General features: G+C 61.7%; 12 protein-coding genes. 9 read left to right on the forward strand and 3 right to left on the reverse strand.

The window, feature by feature from the left end; genetic code table 11:
- Window positions 1–14 precede the first annotated feature (14 nt).
- Window positions 15–1,031 carry a tripartite tricarboxylate transporter substrate binding protein gene (locus tag HNQ83_RS18965; RefSeq protein ID WP_175390346.1) on the reverse strand — a complete coding sequence of 339 codons (1,017 nt, stop codon included), beginning with the start codon at window positions 1,029–1,031 and terminating at the stop codon, window positions 15–17.
- 490 nt (window positions 1,032–1,521) lie between these two features.
- On the opposite strand from HNQ83_RS18965, the gene HNQ83_RS18970 reads away from it, so the two are divergent.
- From HNQ83_RS18970 to HNQ83_RS18995, 6 genes are all read left to right on the forward strand, one after another.
- Complete coding sequence (locus tag HNQ83_RS18970; RefSeq protein ID WP_175390347.1) at window positions 1,522–2,847, forward strand: MFS transporter; 1,326 nt, start codon at window positions 1,522–1,524, stop codon at window positions 2,845–2,847.
- On the forward strand, window positions 2,840–3,796 hold the full coding sequence (locus HNQ83_RS18975; RefSeq protein ID WP_175390348.1) for an amidohydrolase: 957 nt from the start codon (window positions 2,840–2,842) through the stop codon (window positions 3,794–3,796). The genes HNQ83_RS18970 and HNQ83_RS18975 overlap by 8 nt, the downstream gene beginning before the upstream one ends.
- On the forward strand, window positions 3,793–4,797 hold the full coding sequence (locus tag HNQ83_RS18980) for a 4-hydroxythreonine-4-phosphate dehydrogenase PdxA (RefSeq protein ID WP_175390349.1): 1,005 nt from the start codon (window positions 3,793–3,795) through the stop codon (window positions 4,795–4,797). The genes HNQ83_RS18975 and HNQ83_RS18980 overlap by 4 nt, the downstream gene beginning before the upstream one ends.
- A 447-nt stretch (window positions 4,798–5,244) precedes the next feature.
- Entirely contained in the window at window positions 5,245–6,420 is a 1,176-nt protein-coding gene (locus HNQ83_RS18985; protein WP_175390350.1) for an L-rhamnonate dehydratase, read from the forward strand.
- 148 nt (window positions 6,421–6,568) lie between these two features.
- Window positions 6,569–7,564: an AraD1 family protein gene (araD1, locus tag HNQ83_RS18990; protein WP_175390351.1), complete on the forward strand. Its 996-nt coding sequence runs from the start codon at window positions 6,569–6,571 to the stop codon at window positions 7,562–7,564.
- A gap of 20 nt (window positions 7,565–7,584) precedes the next feature.
- On the forward strand, window positions 7,585–9,165 hold the full coding sequence (locus HNQ83_RS18995; RefSeq protein ID WP_175390352.1) for an aldehyde dehydrogenase (NADP(+)): 1,581 nt from the start codon (window positions 7,585–7,587) through the stop codon (window positions 9,163–9,165).
- A gap of 140 nt (window positions 9,166–9,305) precedes the next feature.
- Here the strand turns inward: HNQ83_RS18995 and HNQ83_RS19000 are convergent, their stop codons facing one another.
- Complete coding sequence (locus HNQ83_RS19000; protein WP_175390353.1) at window positions 9,306–10,214, reverse strand: EamA family transporter; 909 nt, start codon at window positions 10,212–10,214, stop codon at window positions 9,306–9,308.
- A 158-nt stretch (window positions 10,215–10,372) separates the two neighbouring features.
- Between HNQ83_RS19000 and aceK the strand changes: the two genes are divergently transcribed.
- From aceK to HNQ83_RS19015, 3 genes are all read left to right on the forward strand, one after another.
- The gene (gene aceK / locus HNQ83_RS19005; RefSeq protein ID WP_175390354.1) at window positions 10,373–12,091 is read left to right on the forward strand and encodes a bifunctional isocitrate dehydrogenase kinase/phosphatase; all 1,719 of its coding nucleotides are present in this window, start codon (window positions 10,373–10,375) and stop codon (window positions 12,089–12,091) included.
- Window positions 12,092–12,279: 188 nt separating this feature from the next.
- The gene (gene hrpA, locus HNQ83_RS19010; RefSeq protein ID WP_175390355.1) at window positions 12,280–16,191 is read left to right on the forward strand and encodes an ATP-dependent RNA helicase HrpA; all 3,912 of its coding nucleotides are present in this window, start codon (window positions 12,280–12,282) and stop codon (window positions 16,189–16,191) included.
- A 385-nt stretch (window positions 16,192–16,576) separates the two neighbouring features.
- Entirely contained in the window at window positions 16,577–17,698 is a 1,122-nt protein-coding gene (locus tag HNQ83_RS19015) for a beta-ketoacyl-ACP synthase III (RefSeq protein ID WP_175390356.1), read from the forward strand.
- A 125-nt stretch (window positions 17,699–17,823) separates the two neighbouring features.
- On the opposite strand, the gene HNQ83_RS19020 is transcribed toward HNQ83_RS19015, so the two are convergent.
- Window positions 17,824–18,668 (reverse strand): HAMP domain-containing sensor histidine kinase (locus tag HNQ83_RS19020; protein WP_175390357.1); only part of this gene is annotated, 845 nt, incomplete at its 5' end.

Below are 18,668 nucleotides of genomic sequence, written 5' to 3' on the forward strand. Positions count from 1 at the left end.
GAGCGGCCGCGACTTCAGTTTTTCAGCCAGCCGGCTTCCTTGAACACCGGGGTGACACGGGCCGTGTCCTGCTCGATGTAGGCGGTCAACGGTTCACCTTCAAGGAAGGTTGGCACCAGGGCGTTCTGCTTGACGTAGGCTTTGAATTCGTCGGTTTGCGTGACTTTACGCATCAACTCGACATAGAACGCGCGCTGCTCGGCGCTGACGTCGCCGGGCATGAACACGGTGCGCGGGAAGCGGTACTGATCGATGCCCAGGCCTTGTTCATGGCAGGTCGGTACGTCGGCCCAGGATTTATCGCCGGCGACTTTGTCGGTGTAGCTCATGCGCTCCTTGCTGAACACGCACAGCGGTTCGACCTGATCGCCGCGCCATTGGCTGATGCTTTCGCTGGGGTTGTTGACGTTGGCGGCGATGTGTTTGCCGGCCAGTTGCGTCGCGGCTTCGCTGCCGCTCTTGAACGGGATGTACACCAGTTTGCTGTTGGTGGTCTGGTTCAGCAGCAGGGTCAGGGTCTGGTCGACATCCTTGGACTGGCTGCCGCCCATGCGCAGGTTCGACGGGTCAGCCTTCACCGCTTCGTAGAAGCCTTTGGCGTCTTTCCAGGGCGCACCCTTGTAGCTCCAGAGAATGAAGTCGTCCTCGGCCACGGCGGCAATCGGCGTCAGTTCCTGCCATTGGTAGCCGAGCTTGGACACCAGCGGCAGCAGGTAGATGTTGTTGGTGCCGATCACCAGTTTTTCGGCATCGCCCTTGTTCATCTTCATGTCGAGGAACGCTTCGGCACCATTGCCGCCGCCCTTGTTGAGGACGATGGTGTTGACGTCGAGCAGTTTGTGGGTGGTGATGATCGACTGGATCAGGCGACCGAGTTGGTCGGTGCCGCCGCCAGGGCCGCCGGCGACGACGATTTCGACGTTCTTGTCCGGCTGCCAGGCAGCCTGGGCGATTGCGGGGAGGGCGCCTGCGGCGATCAGGGTGCAGCCAAGAAACAGACGGGAAGTGCGACGGACGAATGCATTTCGCATGATGGAAGGGCCTCGTTGTTTTTGTAGTTGTTATGAGTGACTTGTCTGTGCGGTAAAGCCGCAAGCCTGGGCCGAGTGTGGGAACGCCGCGTCGCCGCGTCTAGTCAAAACAATACATACACCGATAGCCTGGGGTTATAGCTCACAAGCGGATGCGTAGCGGCGAATGCTCAACATCCGGGATCAGAGCGATTTTGGTCACAAGTCGAAACAGTAGGGGTCCGCTGAAAGCGCCGTGAAAGTCAGGTATGCCATAACTCGAGGCTATCGCCTGATTTCAAGTTTTGATTAGACGGTTATCGCTGGGCCTTCGATAGTGCTCACCAATGCCGCTTTCTTCTGTGGGAGCGAGCCTGCTCGCGAAGGACTCTAGAGCGCCGCGTTGAGTCAGTTAACCAGCGTTTTCGTTAACGACCATCGCGAGCAGGCTCGCTCCTACAGACAGACGGCAATGTTGTCCCCGACAAAAATAATAAAAGAGGTACGCACCATGGCTCGTCCCAGTGCTTCCCTGCAGTTGCCCACCGCGGCCGCTGCAACCCCGCAGGTCACCATCCTCAAGGCCAGCAATGTGCGCTGGCGGATCTTCGCGATCATCTTCGCGCTGACCATGGTCAACCTGATCGATCGGGTATCGCTGTCGATCGCCATGCCGACCATCGCCCATGAGTTTTCCCTGTCACCGAGCATGCAAGGGCTGATCCTCAGCAGCTTTTTCTGGGCCTACGCACTGCTGCAGATTCCCGGCGGCTGGCTGATCGATCGCTTCGGTCCGCATCGGGTGATCGGTTGGTCCACCGGGTTGTGGGGCACGTTCCAGGTGTTGGCGGCGTTTGCCACCGGTGGCTTGTCATTGCTGTTTGCCCGTGTGGCGCTGGGGGCCTCGGAAGCACCCTTGTTCCCGTCCGGCGGCAAGCTGATTTCCCTGTGGCTGGCGCCCAGCGAACGCAGTCGCGGCGCGGTGCTGATGGACAGCGGCAGCCCGCTGGGCGTGGCACTGGGTGGGTTGATCATCGCCTTTCTGATTGCCTCGCTCGACTCCTGGCGCCTGGCGTTCGTGATTGCCGGTGTCGCAACCCTGGCGCTGGCCTGGCTGGCATGGCGCTATCTGCGCGATGACCCTAATAGCCACCCACAGGTCAATGCCCTGGAGCTGGAAAAAATCAACGCCGGTCGCGCCACGCCAGCCGCCGAAGCCGCCCGTGCACCGGTAAAGGGCCTGGGCATCGCCGCCCGTTCCCTGAGCGGTCTGCTGATTGGCCGGGCCAGTTGGGCGATGGTGTATTTCGGTCTGCTGACCTGGGGGCCGAGTTATCTGTCACAGGCCCGAGGCTTTGATATCAAGGGTATTGGTGCGGCGACCTTCGTGATTTTCGTCTGCGGCGCGTTGGGTTCGTTGACCGGTGGGTTTCTCTGCGATGGCTTGATCCGCAAAGGCGTCAGTCGCGGTGTGGCGGTCAAGAGCCTGCTGGCGTTTTCCGGTCTGGTGGCCCTCGGCGCGTTCCTGCTGTTGCCGACCTTGAGCAATCCTTTCGCAGCCGTGGCGTTGCTGGCCATGACCGCGTTTTTCCTGATGTGGGGCAGTCTCTACTGGAGCTTCCCCGCGTTGCTGGCGGCTCCGGCGCGGGTGGGTCTGATCGGCGGCGTGATGAACATGGCCGGCAGCACCGGCGGTATCGCGGTGCCGATCCTGGTGGGCGTGATCCTGCAAATGTCCGGCGGCTTTGCACCGGTGCTGGGGTTCTTTGCGGCGTGTTCGGCGGTGTTTGTCTTCGCAACGTTGTTCATCAGTCTCGACGAGGTACGCCATGGATAAGCGCTGGAATGGCCCGATCATCGACGCCCATCATCACTTCTGGGACCCGGCCGTCAACGATCATCCGTGGCTCGCGCCACAGGCGAACATCCCGTTTCGTTACGGTGATTACAGCGCGATCAAGCGCCGCTATTTTCCCGAGGATTATTTCGCCGACGCCGGCGAGCATCGGGTGGTGCAAACGGTTTACGTCGAGACCGAGTGGAACCCGCAAGACCCGATTGGCGAAACCCGTTTCATCGAGCAACTGGCCGCTCGCTACGGCGTACCGAATGCGATTGTCGCGCAGGCCTGGCTGGATCATCCGGACGCGATCGACGTCTTGACCGAGCAGGCCGGTTTCAAATGCGTACGCAGCGTGCGGCACAAACCTGGCGGGCCGACCTCCCCCGAGCAGTTCGGTCGCGTGCGCAGCCTGATGAGCGACGAACACTGGCGGCGCAGTTACGCCGCGCTGGAAGGTCTGGGCCTGCATTTCGATTTGCAGACGCCCTGGTGGAACCTGCCTGAAGCGGAACGACTGGCCCGGGACTTTCCCGGCATCACCCTGATTCTCAACCACGCCGGATTGCCCAACGACCGTAGCGCCGAGGGCCTTGCAGGCTGGCGCACGGCAATGGCGCGGCTGGCGCAATGGCCGAACGTGCAGGTGAAAATTTCCGGCCTGGGCCAGGCGGGCCGGGCATGGCGCGCCATCGACAACGCCTGGATCGTGCGCGAGATCATCGCGATGTTCGGCAGCCATCGTGCGATGTTCGCCAGCAACTTTCCCGTGGACAGCCTGTGCGGCTCGTTCGATGACATTTACAGCGGTTTCAAATCCATCGTCGCCGATCTGCCCATGGCCGATCAGGAGCGACTGTTCTACAGCAACGCACTGCGAACCTATCGCTGCGAGCCTTGCGCCATTGACCGGGCGTGGCCTGAACCCTTGAGGAGTGAAGCATGAAAAAAACCACCATCGCCATGGTCCTGGGTGACCCGGCGGGTATCGGCCCGGAACTGATCGCACGGCTGCTCGGCGAGCCCGAGGTGCGCAGCAAGGCCCATGTGATTCTGATCGCCGACGAGGCGGAAATGCGACGCGGCATGCGCATCGCCGGGACCGAGTTTCCCTACCGCCGCGTGGAGTCACTGGAGCAGCTTGAATTCAAGGACGATACGCCGCTGTTCTATGACTTTCGCGGCGACACCCTCGGTGAATTCCCGCGCAGCGAAGCCAGCGTGATTGGCGGCCGCTACAGCCTCGATACCCTGGAAAAAGCCCTGCGCCTGACCGAAGCCGGCACTACCGACGCAGTGCTGTTCGGCCCCCTGAACAAGACCTCGTTGCACATGGCTGGCATGGCCCACAACGACGAGCTGCACTGGTTCGCCGAACTGCTGGATTTCCACGGGCCGTTCTGTGAATTCAACGTGCTCGATAACCTCTGGACGTCCCGGGTGACATCCCATGTCGCGTTGTCCGAGGTATCGGGCCTGCTGAGCGAAAAACGTGTGGTGGAAGCGATTCAACTGATCGACACCGCCCTCAAGCGCAGCGGCCTGGAAAAACCGCGTATCGGTGTCTGTGGGTTGAACCCGCACAACGGTGACAACGGCTCGTTCGGTCGTGAGGAATTGGACATCATCGGCCCGGCGGTCCGTACGGCCCAGGCACTGGGGATTGCTGCTGAAGGACCCTATCCGGGGGACACGATTTTCCTCAAGGTCCAGGGCGATGCCAGCGCCTTTGACGCGGTGGTGACCATGTACCACGATCAGGGCCAGATCGCGATCAAGTTGATGGGGTTCTCCCGTGGCGTCACGGTGCAGGGCGGCCTGCCGATCCCCATCACCACCCCGGCCCACGGCACCGCATTCGACATCGCGGGGCAGGGCAAGGCCAATGTCGGCGCAACGCGCCAGGCCTTCGAAATCGCCTGCCGGATGGGTGGCAACAACGACTGATCCAACGCAGTACCCCTGTGGGAGCGAGCCTGCTCGCGAACGCGGTCCGTCAGTCACTGCAAAGGTGCCTGTCAGATTGCATTCGCGAGCAGGCTCGCTCCCACATTTCTTTGTATTGATCACAAAACCCGGCACCCCCCAATCACTGTGGGAGCGAGCCTGCTCGCGAAAGCGGTCCGTCAGTCACTGAAAAGGTGCCTGCCCGATTGCATTCGCGAGCAAACCCGCTCCCACAGTTGTTTGTGTGTGGCCGATAACTTTATCTACTCAATAATCCGTTTTTGATATCACCCCAGGTTATCGCCGGATACGCATAAGTGATTATCCGCAGCGCCCGGGCGCTGGCTAAAGTCGCTCCATCGAATGCCAGGAACCCGCCACCGAAGCGGTTCTGTGCAAGCGACTCAAACAACTACAAGAAGCCGGCAGCGCAAGGAATCTGTATCCATGAAAATCAAAGCAATCCGTACCCGCGTTTTCGAGTGGAAAGGCAAAGTCGTTCCGCCGCAAGCGCATTTCTGCACCAACGCCAGCGACATCCTGTTCGAGCGCGGCGACGCCATGGGCTCGTTCCGTTTCCATGGCTGGCTGGTGGTGGAAGTCGAGACCGACACCGGTCTTGTCGGCATCGGTAACTGCGCGCTGGCGCCCCGCGTGGCCAAGGAAATCATCGACACTTACCTGGCACCCATCGCCATTGGCGAAGACCCGTTCGACAACGAGTACATCTGGCAGAAGATGTACCGCCAGAGCCACGCCTGGGGCCGCAAAGGCATTGGCATGGCGGCGATCTCGGCGATCGACATCGCGATCTGGGACATCATGGGCAAAGCGGTGAACAAGCCGGTGTTCAAGCTGCTGGGCGGGCGCACCAAGGAAAAGATCTGGACCTACGCTTCCAAGCTCTATGCCAACGACAACCTCGATCTGTTCCTCGAAGAAGCCCAGGGCTATCTGAACCAGGGGTTCACCGCGCTGAAAATGCGCTTCGGCTACGGTCCGAAAGACGGCCCGGCGGGCATGCGCCGCAACATCGAACAAGTGCGCGCCCTGCGTGAACTGGCCGGTCCCGACGTGGACATCATGCTTGAGTGCTACATGGGCTGGACCCTCGAATACGCCCGGCGCATGTTGCCGAAACTGGCCGAGTTCGAACCGCGCTGGCTCGAAGAACCGGTGATCGCCGATGACATCGAGGGTTACATCGAACTGAAAAAAATGGGGATCATGCCGATCTCCGGCGGCGAGCACGAATTCACGTCCTATGGCTTCAAGGATCTGCTGGAACGCCGTGCCGTCGACGTCATCCAGTACGACACCAACCGTGTCGGCGGCATCACCGCCGCGCGCAAGATCAACGCCATGGCGGAAGCCTGGTCGGTGCCGGTGATCCCTCACGCCGGGCAGATGCACAACTATCACCTGACCATGTCCACCACCGCCTCGCCGATGGCCGAATTCTTCCCGGTGTTCGACGTCGAGGTCGGCAACGAACTCTTCTACTACGTGTTCAAGGGCGAACCGCAGCCGGTCAACGGCTATATCCAGCTCGACGACCACAAGCCGGGCCTGGGCCTGGAAATCTCCGATGAGTACCTGAGCGATTTCAACATCATCGAGTGACCCTGTGGCGAGGGGATTTATCCCCGTTGGGCTGCGAAGCGGCCCCGGCGCCAGTTCAGACTGAACGGGTTGATCTGATTCACGACTGCTTCGCAGCCGAACGGGGATAAATCCCCTCACCACACTCCACGACTTTCCGGAGGCCGACATGCGCCTGATTCAATTTGAAAACACTGCCGGTGAACGCCAGGTTGGCGTCGTCGAAGGCCCACAGGTCCAGGTGCTCAAAGGCACCCAAAGCACCCGCGAACTGGCACTCGCGGCGATCCGTGCCCAACGCAGCCTGCAGGAAGAAATCGCCCTGCGCGGCACCGAGCCAGGCCCGGATTACGCGCAGCTGTTGCTGCAGCGTCAGGTCCTGCCACCGCTGGACCATGAAGACCCGGCGCATTGCCTGATCAGCGGCACCGGCCTGACTCACCTGGGCAGTGCCTCGACCCGGGACAAAATGCATCAGCACGAGAGGGAGGTCGAAGTCGGCATGACCGACACCATGCGCATGTTCAAGTGGGGGCTGGAGGGAGGTAAGCCGGCGGACGGGCAGGTCGGTGCGCAACCGGAGTGGTTCTACAAGGGCGATGGCAGCATTGTCGTGCGTCCTGGCGCGGACTTCCCTGTGCCACCGTTCGCCGAGGACGCCGGTGAGGAACCGGAGCTGACCGGCCTGTATGTGATCGGCGACGACGGCCAGCCGTACCGTGTCGGTTACGCGCTCGGTAACGAGTTTTCCGACCACGTCATGGAGCGGCGCAACTACTTGTACCTCGCTCATTCGAAGCTGCGCTGCTGCTCCTTCGGTCCGGAGCTGCGCATCGGTGAGTTGCCCAAGCATCTGGTCGGCACCAGCCGCATCAAGCGCAACGGTGAAACGATCTGGGAAAAGGAATTTCTGAGCGGCGAAGACAACATGTGCCACAGCCTCGCCAACCTCGAGTTCCATCACTTCAAGTACGCGCAGTTTCTGCGCCCCGGCGATGTCCACGTGCATTACTTCGGCACGGCCACGCTGTCGTTTGCCGATGGCGTGAGAACCCAGCCAGGGGATCGCTTCCAGATCAGCCTCGATGAGTTCGGTGCGCCGCTGGTCAACGGCATCGGTGAAAGCGCCCAGCCGCTGCCAATCGACCAGGTGCGCGCGCTTTAAATCTTCAAAAGGAACGTCCCATGACATTGGTACTTGGACACAACTACATCGGTGGGCGTCGCAGCGCCAACGGTACGTCGCAATTGCAAAGCCTCGACGCCACCACGGGCGAACCCTTGCCTGGCCATTTCTTCCAGGCCTCGGAAGCCGAAGTGGACGCCGCTGCCAAAGCCGCCGCAACGGCGTATCCGATTTACCGCAACTTGAGCGCCGAGAAACGTGCAACGTTCCTCGACGCCATCGCTGACGAAATCGATGCCCTGGGCGAAGATTTCGTCGCCACCGTGTGCCGTGAAACCGCATTGCCGGCTGGGCGAATTCAAGGTGAGCGCTCACGCACCAGTGGCCAGCTGCGCCTGTTCGCCACAGTCCTGCGTCGCGGGGATTTCTACGGCGCACGGATCGACCGCGCCTTGCCCGATCGCCAACCGCTGCCTCGCCCGGACCTGCGCCAGTACCGCATCGCGTTGGGACCTGTCGCCGTGTTCGGCGCCAGTAACTTTCCGCTGGCATTTTCCACCGCCGGGGGCGATACCGCCTCGGCGCTGGCCGCCGGTTGCCCGGTGGTGTTCAAGGCCCACAGCGGTCATATGGCTACGGCCGAGTGGGTGGCGGACGCGATCATCCGCGCCGCCGAGCGCACCGATATGCCGGCCGGCGTGTTCAACATGATCTATGGCGCGGGCGTCGGTGAGTGGCTGGTCAAGCATCCGGCGATTCAGGCCGTGGGTTTCACGGGGTCGCTCAAGGGCGGTAATGCCCTGAGCCACATGGCCGCGACCCGGCCTCAGCCGATCCCGGTATTCGCGGAGATGTCGAGCATCAACCCGGTGTTCCTGTTGCCCGAAGCGCTGGCGGTTCGCGGTGAGCAGATCGCTGCGCAACTGGCCGGTTCGGTGACGCTGGGTTGTGGTCAGTTCTGCACCAATCCGGGTCTGGTCATCGGCCTGCGTTCGCCGCAGTTCAGCTCCTTTGTGCAAACCTTTTGCGCCAACATGAACGAGCAACCGGCGCAAACCATGCTCAACACCGGTGCCTTGGTCAGTTACAGCCGAGGCTTGGGCGAACTGCACGAGCATCCGGGTGTGACGCATCTGGCAGGCAAGCCACAGCAGGGGCATCAAGCGCAGCCGCAAGTGTTCAAGGCCGATGTCAGTCTGCTGCTCAAGGGCGATGAATTGCTTCAGGAAGAAGTGTTCGGGCCGACCACCCTCGTCATCGAAGTCGAGGATCGCGCACAGTTGGCCACGGCGCTGCACGGCTTGCGCGGGCAACTGACCGCAACATTGATCGGCGAGGCCGAGGAGTTGCTCGAGTACCGCTGGCTGGCGGAGATGCTGCAAGAGAAGGTCGGGCGGATTCTGCTCAATGGCTATCCGACCGGGGTCGAGGTGTGTGAGGCGATGGTGCATGGCGGGCCGTATCCGGCGACATCCGACTCGCGGGGAACATCAGTGGGGACTTTGGCGATTGATCGATTCCTGCGGCCGGTGTGCTTCCAGAATTACCCGGATGCGTTGCTGCCCGAGGCGTTGCAGGACAGTAATCCGCTGGGGATTCGGCGGTTGGTGGATGGGGAGGTGAGTGACCTGGCTTTGTGATTTCTGGTGTCAGACCCGCCGCTTTCGCGAGCAGGCTCGCTCCCACACTGGATCTCCTTAAGCACATTTCTTGTGTGAACACTGAGGTCAACTGTGGGAGCGAGCCTGCTCGCGAAGGCGTCATCAGCGGCACCGCAAAACTATCTGGCAGTCACCTCAACAGATGTCTTCACCGCCGGCTTCAACACCATCCACAACGCCGCCGCAATCAACACCCCGCCATACAGATGCGCCATCGACAGCGGCTCATCGAGAAACAGTGCCCCCCACAACACCCCGAACGGCGGGATCAGGAAGGTCGTGGTCATCGACTTCACCGGGCCGACCGAACTCAGCAAGCGGAAGTAAATGATGTACGCAAACGCCGTGCATCCCAGTCCCAACCCCAACAACGACAACCAGACGTTCCAGCCACCCCAGCTGACCGGCGGCTGGCTGATTACGCTGTAGCCGAACAGCGGCAAAACGAACAGGGTCGCCCCGAGCATGCTGCCCAGCGCCGACAGGCGACTGTCGAGGCCACCGGCCTGGTCGAGCCAGCGGCGGGCGAGGAAGCCGGCGAAGCCGTAGCAGGTGGTGGCGAGCAGGCAGGCGACGGCGCCCAGCAGCAGTTCCATGTCGAATGCCACGGGGCCGGCGCGGGTCAGCACGCCAACGCCGAACAACCCTAAAAACACGCCGCCGAGCTTGGCGCCGGTGAGCCGCTCATGGAAGAACAGGCCGCCGATCAACACCCCCATCAGTGGTGTGGTGGCGTTGAAAATCGCCGAGTAACCGGCGGGCAGAACCTGTGCGGCCACCGAATACAGGGTCGCGGGAATGCCGGAGTTGATCACCCCCAATAGCATCACGGTTTTCAGCTTGCCCTTGAAATCCCAGCTGATACGCATCAGCCCGAGAATCACCAGCAGTCCGACGGCGGCGATCGATACGCGGAAAAACGCGGTGGGAATCGTGCCAATCACCGGGGCGATGATGCGCATGAACAGAAAACTCGCACCCCAAATGGCCGCCAGCGACAGTAATCGGAATAGATCGACGGGGTTCACGGTGTTCTCCTTCCTTGATCGGGACGAGAGTGTTGCCGAGCGCCTTCAGTCTGGCAACCGGAAAACAGGCATTCAATTCGAGCTGGAAAATTACGCTTCTCCTGCACCCGCTTCACTGGCTAAGCTCAGGGCTCACGAATTCCCGCAGAGGTCTCACCATGCCGCAGCAATGGCCAGCCGCCGACATCGCCCGCCTGATCCTCGAAGGCTTTGACGATTACCGCGAGCATTTCCGCCAGATCACCGATGGCGCCCGGGCGCGTTTCGAGCAGGCCAAGTGGCAGGAGACGCAGTCGGCGTCGGCAGCGCGGATCAATCTGTATGAGGAAAAGGTCAGTGAAACGGTGGATCGACTGCGCACCGCGTTTGACGCCGACACGCTGGATGTCAGCTGTTGGCCGCTGGTCAAAAGCGCCTACATCAGCCTGATCGACCTGCGTTTCGACGATGAACTGTCCGAGACCTGGTACAACTCGATTTTCTGCGGCCTGTTCAGCCATGACCTGATCAGCGATGGCTGCATGTTCATCCACACCACCCGGCCAAGCCTGCGCCGGGCTCGAGCCGCGCAAACCCGCACCTACAAACCCCAAGGCCAGTTGTCGGGCATGCTCGCGAGCATCTTTGCCGACTATCGCTTCAGCGAGGAGTACGCCGACCTGCCCGGCGACCTGCGTCGCCTCGAAGCGCAGTTGCGGGAAAACCTGCCGGACTGGGTGTGCAAGGACCCGGAGCTGAGTGTCGAGCTGTTTTCCTCGGTGCTGTACCGCAACAAGGGTGCGTACCTGGTGGGGCGCATCTACACCGCCGATGAGCAATGGCCGCTGGCGATTCCGCTGCTGCACCTTGAAGGACGCGGCATCCAGATCGATGCCCTGATCACCGACGAAGCCGATGTGTCGATCATCTTCTCGTTCACCCGTTCGTATTTCATGGTGGATGTGCCGGTGCCGGCGGAGTTCATCGGCTTCCTCAGGCGCATCCTCCCGGGCAAGCACATCGCCGAGCTGTACACCTCGATCGGTTTCTACAAACACGGCAAATCCGAGTTCTACCGGGCGCTGATCAATCACCTGGCCAACACCGACGACCAGTTCATCATGGCGCCGGGCGTGCGCGGCATGGTGATGAGCGTGTTCACCCTGCCGGGGTTCAACACCGTGTTCAAGATCATCAAGGACCGCTTCTCGCCGTCGAAAAACGTCGACCGCGCCACGGTGATCGAGAAGTATCGGCTGGTGAAAAGCGTCGACCGCGTCGGGCGCATGGCCGATACCCAGGAGTTCGCCGACTTCCGCTTCCCGCTGAGCAAGTTCGACCCGGCGTGCCTGGAGGAACTGCTGGAAGTGGCGCCGTCCACGGTGTCGGTGGAAGGCGACACGGTACTGATCCGCCACTGCTGGACCGAGCGGCGCATGACGCCGTTGAACCTGTACCTGGAAAACGCCAACGAGGCGCAGGTCCGCGAGGCGCTGGAAGATTACGGCCTGGCGATCAAGCAACTGGCGGCGGCCAACATCTTTCCCGGCGACATGCTGTTGAAGAACTTCGGCGTGACCCGTCACGGCCGTGTGGTGTTCTACGACTACGACGAGATCTGCTTCCTGACCGAAGCCAACTTCCGTCACATCCCGGCACCGCGCACACCCGAGGACGAAATGGCCTCCGAACCCTGGTATTCGATCGGGCCGCTGGACGTGTTCCCGGAAGAATTTCCACCGTTCCTGTTTGCCGATGCCGGGCAGCGCAAGTTGTTCGATCAGTTGCATGGCGAGTTGTACAACGCCGATTACTGGAAAGGGCTGCAAGAGGCGATCCGGGCGGGGAAGGTGATTGATGTGTTCCCGTATCGGCGCAAGGGCCTGGACAGCGAGTAGTTCTCTGCGTCCGCTGCGCGGCCGATCGCGAGCAGGCTCGCTCCCACATTTGACCGCATTGCACCCGATTTTGTGGTCGCTGTAGATCCATTGTGGGAGCGAGCCTGCTCGCGATCGGCCGCGCAGCGGCCGTAAAATCTGCGACAATCCGCAACCTTGCGCCACTACACGACCGAATTGCGTACCCGATGACCGACGAATCGCCCTCCATCGACAAACTGCTGAAAAACCTCGATCACGCCATGCTCGCCGACCGCCACCGGCTGCGGCGGCAGTTGCTTGAGCTGCGCAAGAAACCCGACGAGGCCAAGCTGGCCCAGTGGGTGGCGCGGATGCAGGCGTCCTGTGAGCAGGTGCTGGCGCGCAAGGCCAGCCTTCCGGTGATTCGTTACGACGACAGCCTGCCGATCGCCGCCAAGCGCGACGAGATCAAGAAAGCACTGGAAAAGCACCAAGTGCTGATCATCGCCGGCGAAACCGGTTCGGGTAAAACCACCCAGTTGCCGAAAATCTGCCTGGAAATCGGTCGTGGTCAACATGGCCTGATCGGCCACACCCAGCCGCGCCGAATCGCTGCACGCAGCGTGGCGAGCCGGGTCGCCGAGGAACTGGGCACGCCGCTGGGGGCGCTGGTCGGTTATCAGGTTCGCTTCGAAGACCAAAGCGATTCCAATACGCTGATCAAACTGATGACTGACGGCATTCTGCTGGCGGAAACCCAGAACGACCGCTACCTGGAACGCTACGACACCATCATCGTCGACGAAGCCCACGAACGCAGCCTCAACATCGACTTCCTGCTGGGTTACCTGAAAACCCTGCTGCCGCGCCGTCCGGACCTGAAGGTCATCATCACCTCGGCGACCATCGACCTGGAGCGCTTCTCCAAGCATTTCGACGATGCGCCGATTGTCGAAGTGTCCGGCCGTACTTTCCCGGTGGAGACCTGGTATCGCCCGCTGACCCTGGAGCAGGACGAAGAGGGCAACCGGGTCGAGGACGACCTGACCGTGGACCAGGCGATCCTCGCCACCCTCGACGAAATCGCGGCCTACGAGCGTAGCGAGCGCCGCAGTCCCGGTGACGTGCTGGTGTTCCTGCCCGGTGAGCGCGAGATTCGCGACGCCGCCGACATGCTGCGCAAGGCCCAGCTCAAGCACACCGAAATCCTGCCGTTGTACGCCCGATTGTCGCCGGCCGAGCAGCAGCGGATTTTCCAGTCGCATCCGGGCCGTCGCGTGGTCCTGGCGACCAACGTCGCGGAAACCTCGCTGACGGTGCCGGGTATTCGTTATGTGATCGACAGCGGCACTGCGCGCATCAGCCGCTACAGCTACCGCGCCAAGGTCCAGCGCCTGCCCATCGAAGCGATTTCCCAAGCCAGTGCCAATCAGCGCAAAGGCCGTTGCGGACGGGTCGAGCCGGGCATTTGCGTGCGCCTGTACAGCGAAGAAGATTTTCTCGGTCGCCCGGAATTCACCGATCCGGAAATCCTGCGGACCAACCTCGCCGCCGTTATTTTGCAGATGCTGCATCTGCGCCTGGGCGAGATCACCGCGTTCCCGTTCATCGAGCCACCGGATGGCAAGGCCATCAGCGACGGTTTCAACCTGCTGCAAGAACTCTCGGCGGTGGATCGCAACAGTCAATTGACCCCGCTCGGCCGTCAGCTGGCGCGACTGCCGGTGGACCCGCGCATGGGCCGCATGCTGCTGGAAGCGGCCAAGCTGGGCAGCTTGCAGGAAGTGCTGATCGTCGCCAGTGCCATGTCGATCCAGGACCCGCGCGAGCGTCCGCCGGAGCGTCAGCAAGCGGCGGATCAGGCTCACGCGCAATGGAAAGACGCCGACTCGGACTTCGCCGGCCTGGTGAATCTGTGGCGCGGTTTCGAAGAGCAGCGCCAGGCGTTGAGCGCCAGCCCGTTGCGCAATTGGTGCCGCAAGAATTTCCTCAATTACCTGCGCCTGCGCGAGTGGCGTGATTCCCATCGCCAGTTGAGCCTGATCTGCCGCGACATGCAGCTGAGCCTCAACAAAGAACCGGCGGATTACCCGAAGCTGCACAAAGCGGTGCTGGTAGGCCTGCTCAGCCAGATCGGCCAGAAGACCGAAGACGGCGACTACCTGGGCGCCCGCCAGCGACGCTTCTGGATTCACCCCTCGTCGGGGATCGGCAAGAAACGCCCGCAATGGCTGATGACCGCCGAACTGGTGGAAACCACCAAGCTCTATGCGCGCATGGTGGCCAAGATCGATGCCGACTGGATCGAGCCGCTGGCCGGACACCTGATCAAGAAAAACCACTTCGAACCCCACTGGGAGAAGAAGCGCGGCCAGGTGGTGGCGTTCGAGCAGATCACGTTGTTCGGGTTGATCGTGGTCGGTCGCCGACCGGTGCATTACGGTCCTGTCGACCCGGTGGTATCCCGGGAGCTGTTTATCCGCGAAGGGCTGGTGCGCGGTGAGATCCAGTCCAAGGCCAAGTGCCTGACGGCGAACAAGCAGTTGCTGGAGCAGCTCGACGAACTGGAAGCCAAGGCCCGTCGTCGCGACATCCTCGCCGACGAAGAAACCCTTTTCGCCTTCTACGACGCGAGACTGCCGGCAGAGATTCACCAGACCGCGACCTTCGACAGCTGGTATCGGGTCAACAGCCAGAAGAATCCGCAGCTGCTGATCATGCGCGAAGAAGACGTGCTGGCCCGCGAAGCCAGTGAAGTCACCGCCCAGCATTATCCGGACACCCTCCACATCGGCGATCTGGAATTGGCGCTCAGCTACCACTTCGAACCGAATCACCCGCGCGACGGCGTGACCCTGCGCGTGCCGGCGCCGCTGTTGCCGATGCTGCCGCCGGAGCGCCTGGAATGGCTGGTGCCGGGCGTTATCGAAGCCAAGTGCGTTGCCCTGGTGCGCAACCTGCCCAAGGCCTTGCGCAAGAATTTCGTGCCGGTGCCGGACTTCGTCAAAGCCGCCTTGCAACGCATGACCTTCGCCGAGGGTTCGTTGCCCCAGGCATTGGGTCGTGAGCTGCTGCGCATGACCGGCGCCCGCGTCAGCGACGAGGCCTGGGCCGAAGCGGCGCTGCAGGTGGAAAACCACCTGCGAATGAACCTGGAAATCGTCGACGCGCAGGGCAAGTTTCTCGGTGAAGGCCGCGACCTGGCCGAGCTGACGGCTCGTTTCGCCGAGGCTAGCCAGGCGGCGTTGGCCGTGCCGCAGACCGCGAAAAGCCAACAACCGGTGGAGCCAAAAGTGTTCGCCGCCGTGGCCGAGAAAACCCAGCAGAAGATCGCTGGGCTGTCGATGACGGTGTATCCGGCGTTGGTGGAGGAGAGCGGCACGGTCAAGGAAGGGCGCTTCTCGACGCCGGCCGAAGCCGAGTTCCAGCATCGCCGGGCCTTGCAGCGTTTGCTGATGCAGCAACTGGCGGAGTCGGCGAAGTTCTTGCGCGGCAAGCTGCCGGGCCTGACCGAACTGGGCCTGCTGTATCGCGACATGGGGCGCGTCGATGCGCTGGTGGAAGACATTCTGCTGGCCAGCCTCGACAGCTGCATTCTCGACGGTGAAGACCCATTGCCCCGTGATGGTGCCGCGCTGGCGTCGCTGGCCGAGCGCAAGCGCGGTGCCTGGACCGAGCACGCCGAACGGGTGGCGAAGCTGACCCTGGAAATCCTCAAGCTCTGGCATGGCCTGCAAAAGCGCTTCAAGGGCAAGATCGACCTGGCGCAAGCCGTGGCCCTGAATGACATCAAGCAGCAGCTCAGCCAACTGGTGTACCCGGGTTTTGTCCGGGAAACGCCGATGCAATGGCTCAAGGAATTTCCGCGTTACCTCAAGGCCATCGAGCAGCGCTTCGAGAAACTGGGCGCTCAGGTGCAGAAAGACCGGGTCTGGAGCGGCGAGTTATCCAATCTCTGGACCCAGTACCAGACCCGCGCCAACAAACACGCCCAGGAAGGCAAGCGCGACCCGCAACTGGAGTTGTATCGCTGGTGGCTGGAGGAGTACCGGGTGTCGCTGTTCGCCCAGCAACTGGGGACCAAGGTGCCCATCTCGGACAAGCGCCTGAGCAAGCAGTGGAGCCAGGTCGAACCCTGACATGCCCCCTGTAGGAGCGAGCTTTTGTGGCGAGGGGATTTATCCCCGTCCGGCTGCGAAGCAGTCGTAAAACCAGCGCACTCGGTGTAACTGATACATCGAGTGCGCCGGTTTAGGGGCGGCTTCGCCACCCAACGGGGATAAATCCCCTCGCCACACAAGTTCACACAGGGATGTCATTGTTCTTGCAAAAGGCGCCAAATCATTAGGTTTATGGCAAACTTCGCGACCATAAACGCCAGTTTCGCGACCCAGAGCCTTCGGCCGGATCGCGTGACGGAATAAAGCGATGCCAGGTTTGCGTCCCCCCGGATGGGAATAGACCCTTTGCGTATTGGTACGACAGTGCCAATGCTTTCTGCCTGAACAGATCAGAGACACGACCATGCATAACGTCGTCATCAGCGGCACCGGCCTCTACACTCCGGCCAACAGCATCTCCAACGAAGAGCTGGTGCAGTCTTTCAATACCTATGTAGCGCAATTCAATGCCGACAACGCTGACGCCATCGCGCGCGGCGAGATTGAAGCGTTGACCGAGTCCAGCGCTGCGTTTATCGAAAAAGCTTCCGGCATCAAGAGTCGCTTTGTCATGGACAAGGACGGCATCCTCGACCCGCAACGCATGGCGCCGCGCCTGCCGGAGCGTTCCAACGACGAATGGTCGGTGCTGTGCCAGATGGCCATCGGCGCCGCCGAACAAGCCTTGCAGCGCGCCGGCAAGACCGCCGCGGACATCGACGGCGTGATCGTCGCCTGCTCCAACCTGCAACGCGCCTACCCGGCCATTGCCATCGAAGTCCAGGAAGCGCTGGGTATCCAGGGTTTCGGTTTCGACATGAACGTGGCCTGTTCTTCGGCGACCTTCGGCATCCAGACCGCCGCCAACAGCATCCAGTTGGGCCAGGCCCGGGCGATTCTGATGGTCAACCCGGAAGTCTGCACCGGTCACTTGAACTTCCGCGACCGCGACAGCCATTTCATTTTCGGCGATGCGGCCACCGCAGTGATCGTCGAGCGCGCCGACCTGGCCACGTCCAAGCATCAATTCGATGTGGTCAGCACCAAACTGCTGACCAAGTTCTCCAACAACATCCGCAACAACTTCGGCTTCCTCAATCGCGCTGCGGAAGAAGGTATCGGGGCCAGGGACAAATTGTTCGTGCAGGAAGGCCGCAAGGTGTTCAAGGAAGTCTGCCCGATGGTGGCCGAACTGATCGGTGCGCATCTGGAAGAGAACCAGCTTAACGTCAGCGACGTGAAGCGCTTCTGGCTGCACCAGGCCAACCTCAGCATGAATCACCTGATCGTCAAGAAACTGCTGGGCCGCGACGCCACCGAGCAGGAAGCACCGGTGATTCTCGACACCTACGCCAACACCAGCTCCGCCGGTTCCGTGATTGCCTTCCACAAGCATCAGGACGATCTGCCAGCCGGTTCGCTGGCGGTGCTCAGCTCGTTCGGCGCCGGGTACTCGATCGGTAGCGTGATTCTGCGTAAACGCTGATTCTTCGATTCACCCGGAACCCTGTGGGAGCGAGCCTGCTCGCGAAGCGGTCTATCAGTCGCATTGATGTCGAATGTGCCGACCTCTTCGCGAGCAGGCTCGCTCCCACAATGGGCCAGGTGTTTTCAGATACGCGGCAGGCGAATGACCGCAGTCAACCCGCCCCCCGGCGTTTCTTCCAGGCTCAATTGCCCACCCAGCCGCTCGGCCGCTTCCCGGGCGATGGTCATGCCCAGCCCGACACCCCCTGAGTTACGATTGCGCGAACCTTCCAGGCGAAAAAACGGTTCGAACACCGCTTCGCGCTGCTCGGCTGCGATGCCTGGCCCTTGATCGATCACCCTGATCAACAGTGCTTCCCGATGATCCTCCAGGGTGATCAGCGCCTGCCCGGCATAACGCAGCGCGTTGTCCAGCAGGTTGTTGACGCAGGAACGCAACGCCATCGGTTGTACCTGCAGCGGCGCACAGTGACCGTCGGTCTGGACATCGGCGCCCTGGTCCTGGGCGTTTTCGCTCAGGGACTCCACCAGCGCCTGCACGTCCATCCACTGCGGCGCTTCGCTGGTGCGCTGTTCGTGCAGGTAGGTGAGGGTGGCGTCGAGCATGCTGATCATGTCGTCCAGATCCTGGCGCATCTGGCCCTGCAACCTGTCGTCGTCGATCTGCTCCAGCCGCAGCTTGAGTCGCGACAGCGGCGTGCGCAGATCGTGGGACACCGCGCCGAGCATCCGTGAGCGTTGTTTCACCTGCTCGATGATCCGTCGCTGCATTTGGTTGAAGGTGTGCGCAGCCATCCGTGCTTCCCTAGGGCCAGACTCGTCCAGCGGCGGGCTGTTGAGGTCTTCGCTCAGGCGCTCGGCGGCGTCGCTCAGGCGCTGGATGGGTCGGCTCAACAGTTTGGCGCCGTACCAGGCTGCAATGATCAGCGAGATCAATTGAAAGGTCAGCGGAACCACAGGCCCGCCAA

Source organism: Pseudomonas sp. C2B4 (assembly GCF_013359695.1).
Lineage (GTDB): Bacteria > Pseudomonadota > Gammaproteobacteria > Pseudomonadales > Pseudomonadaceae > Aquipseudomonas.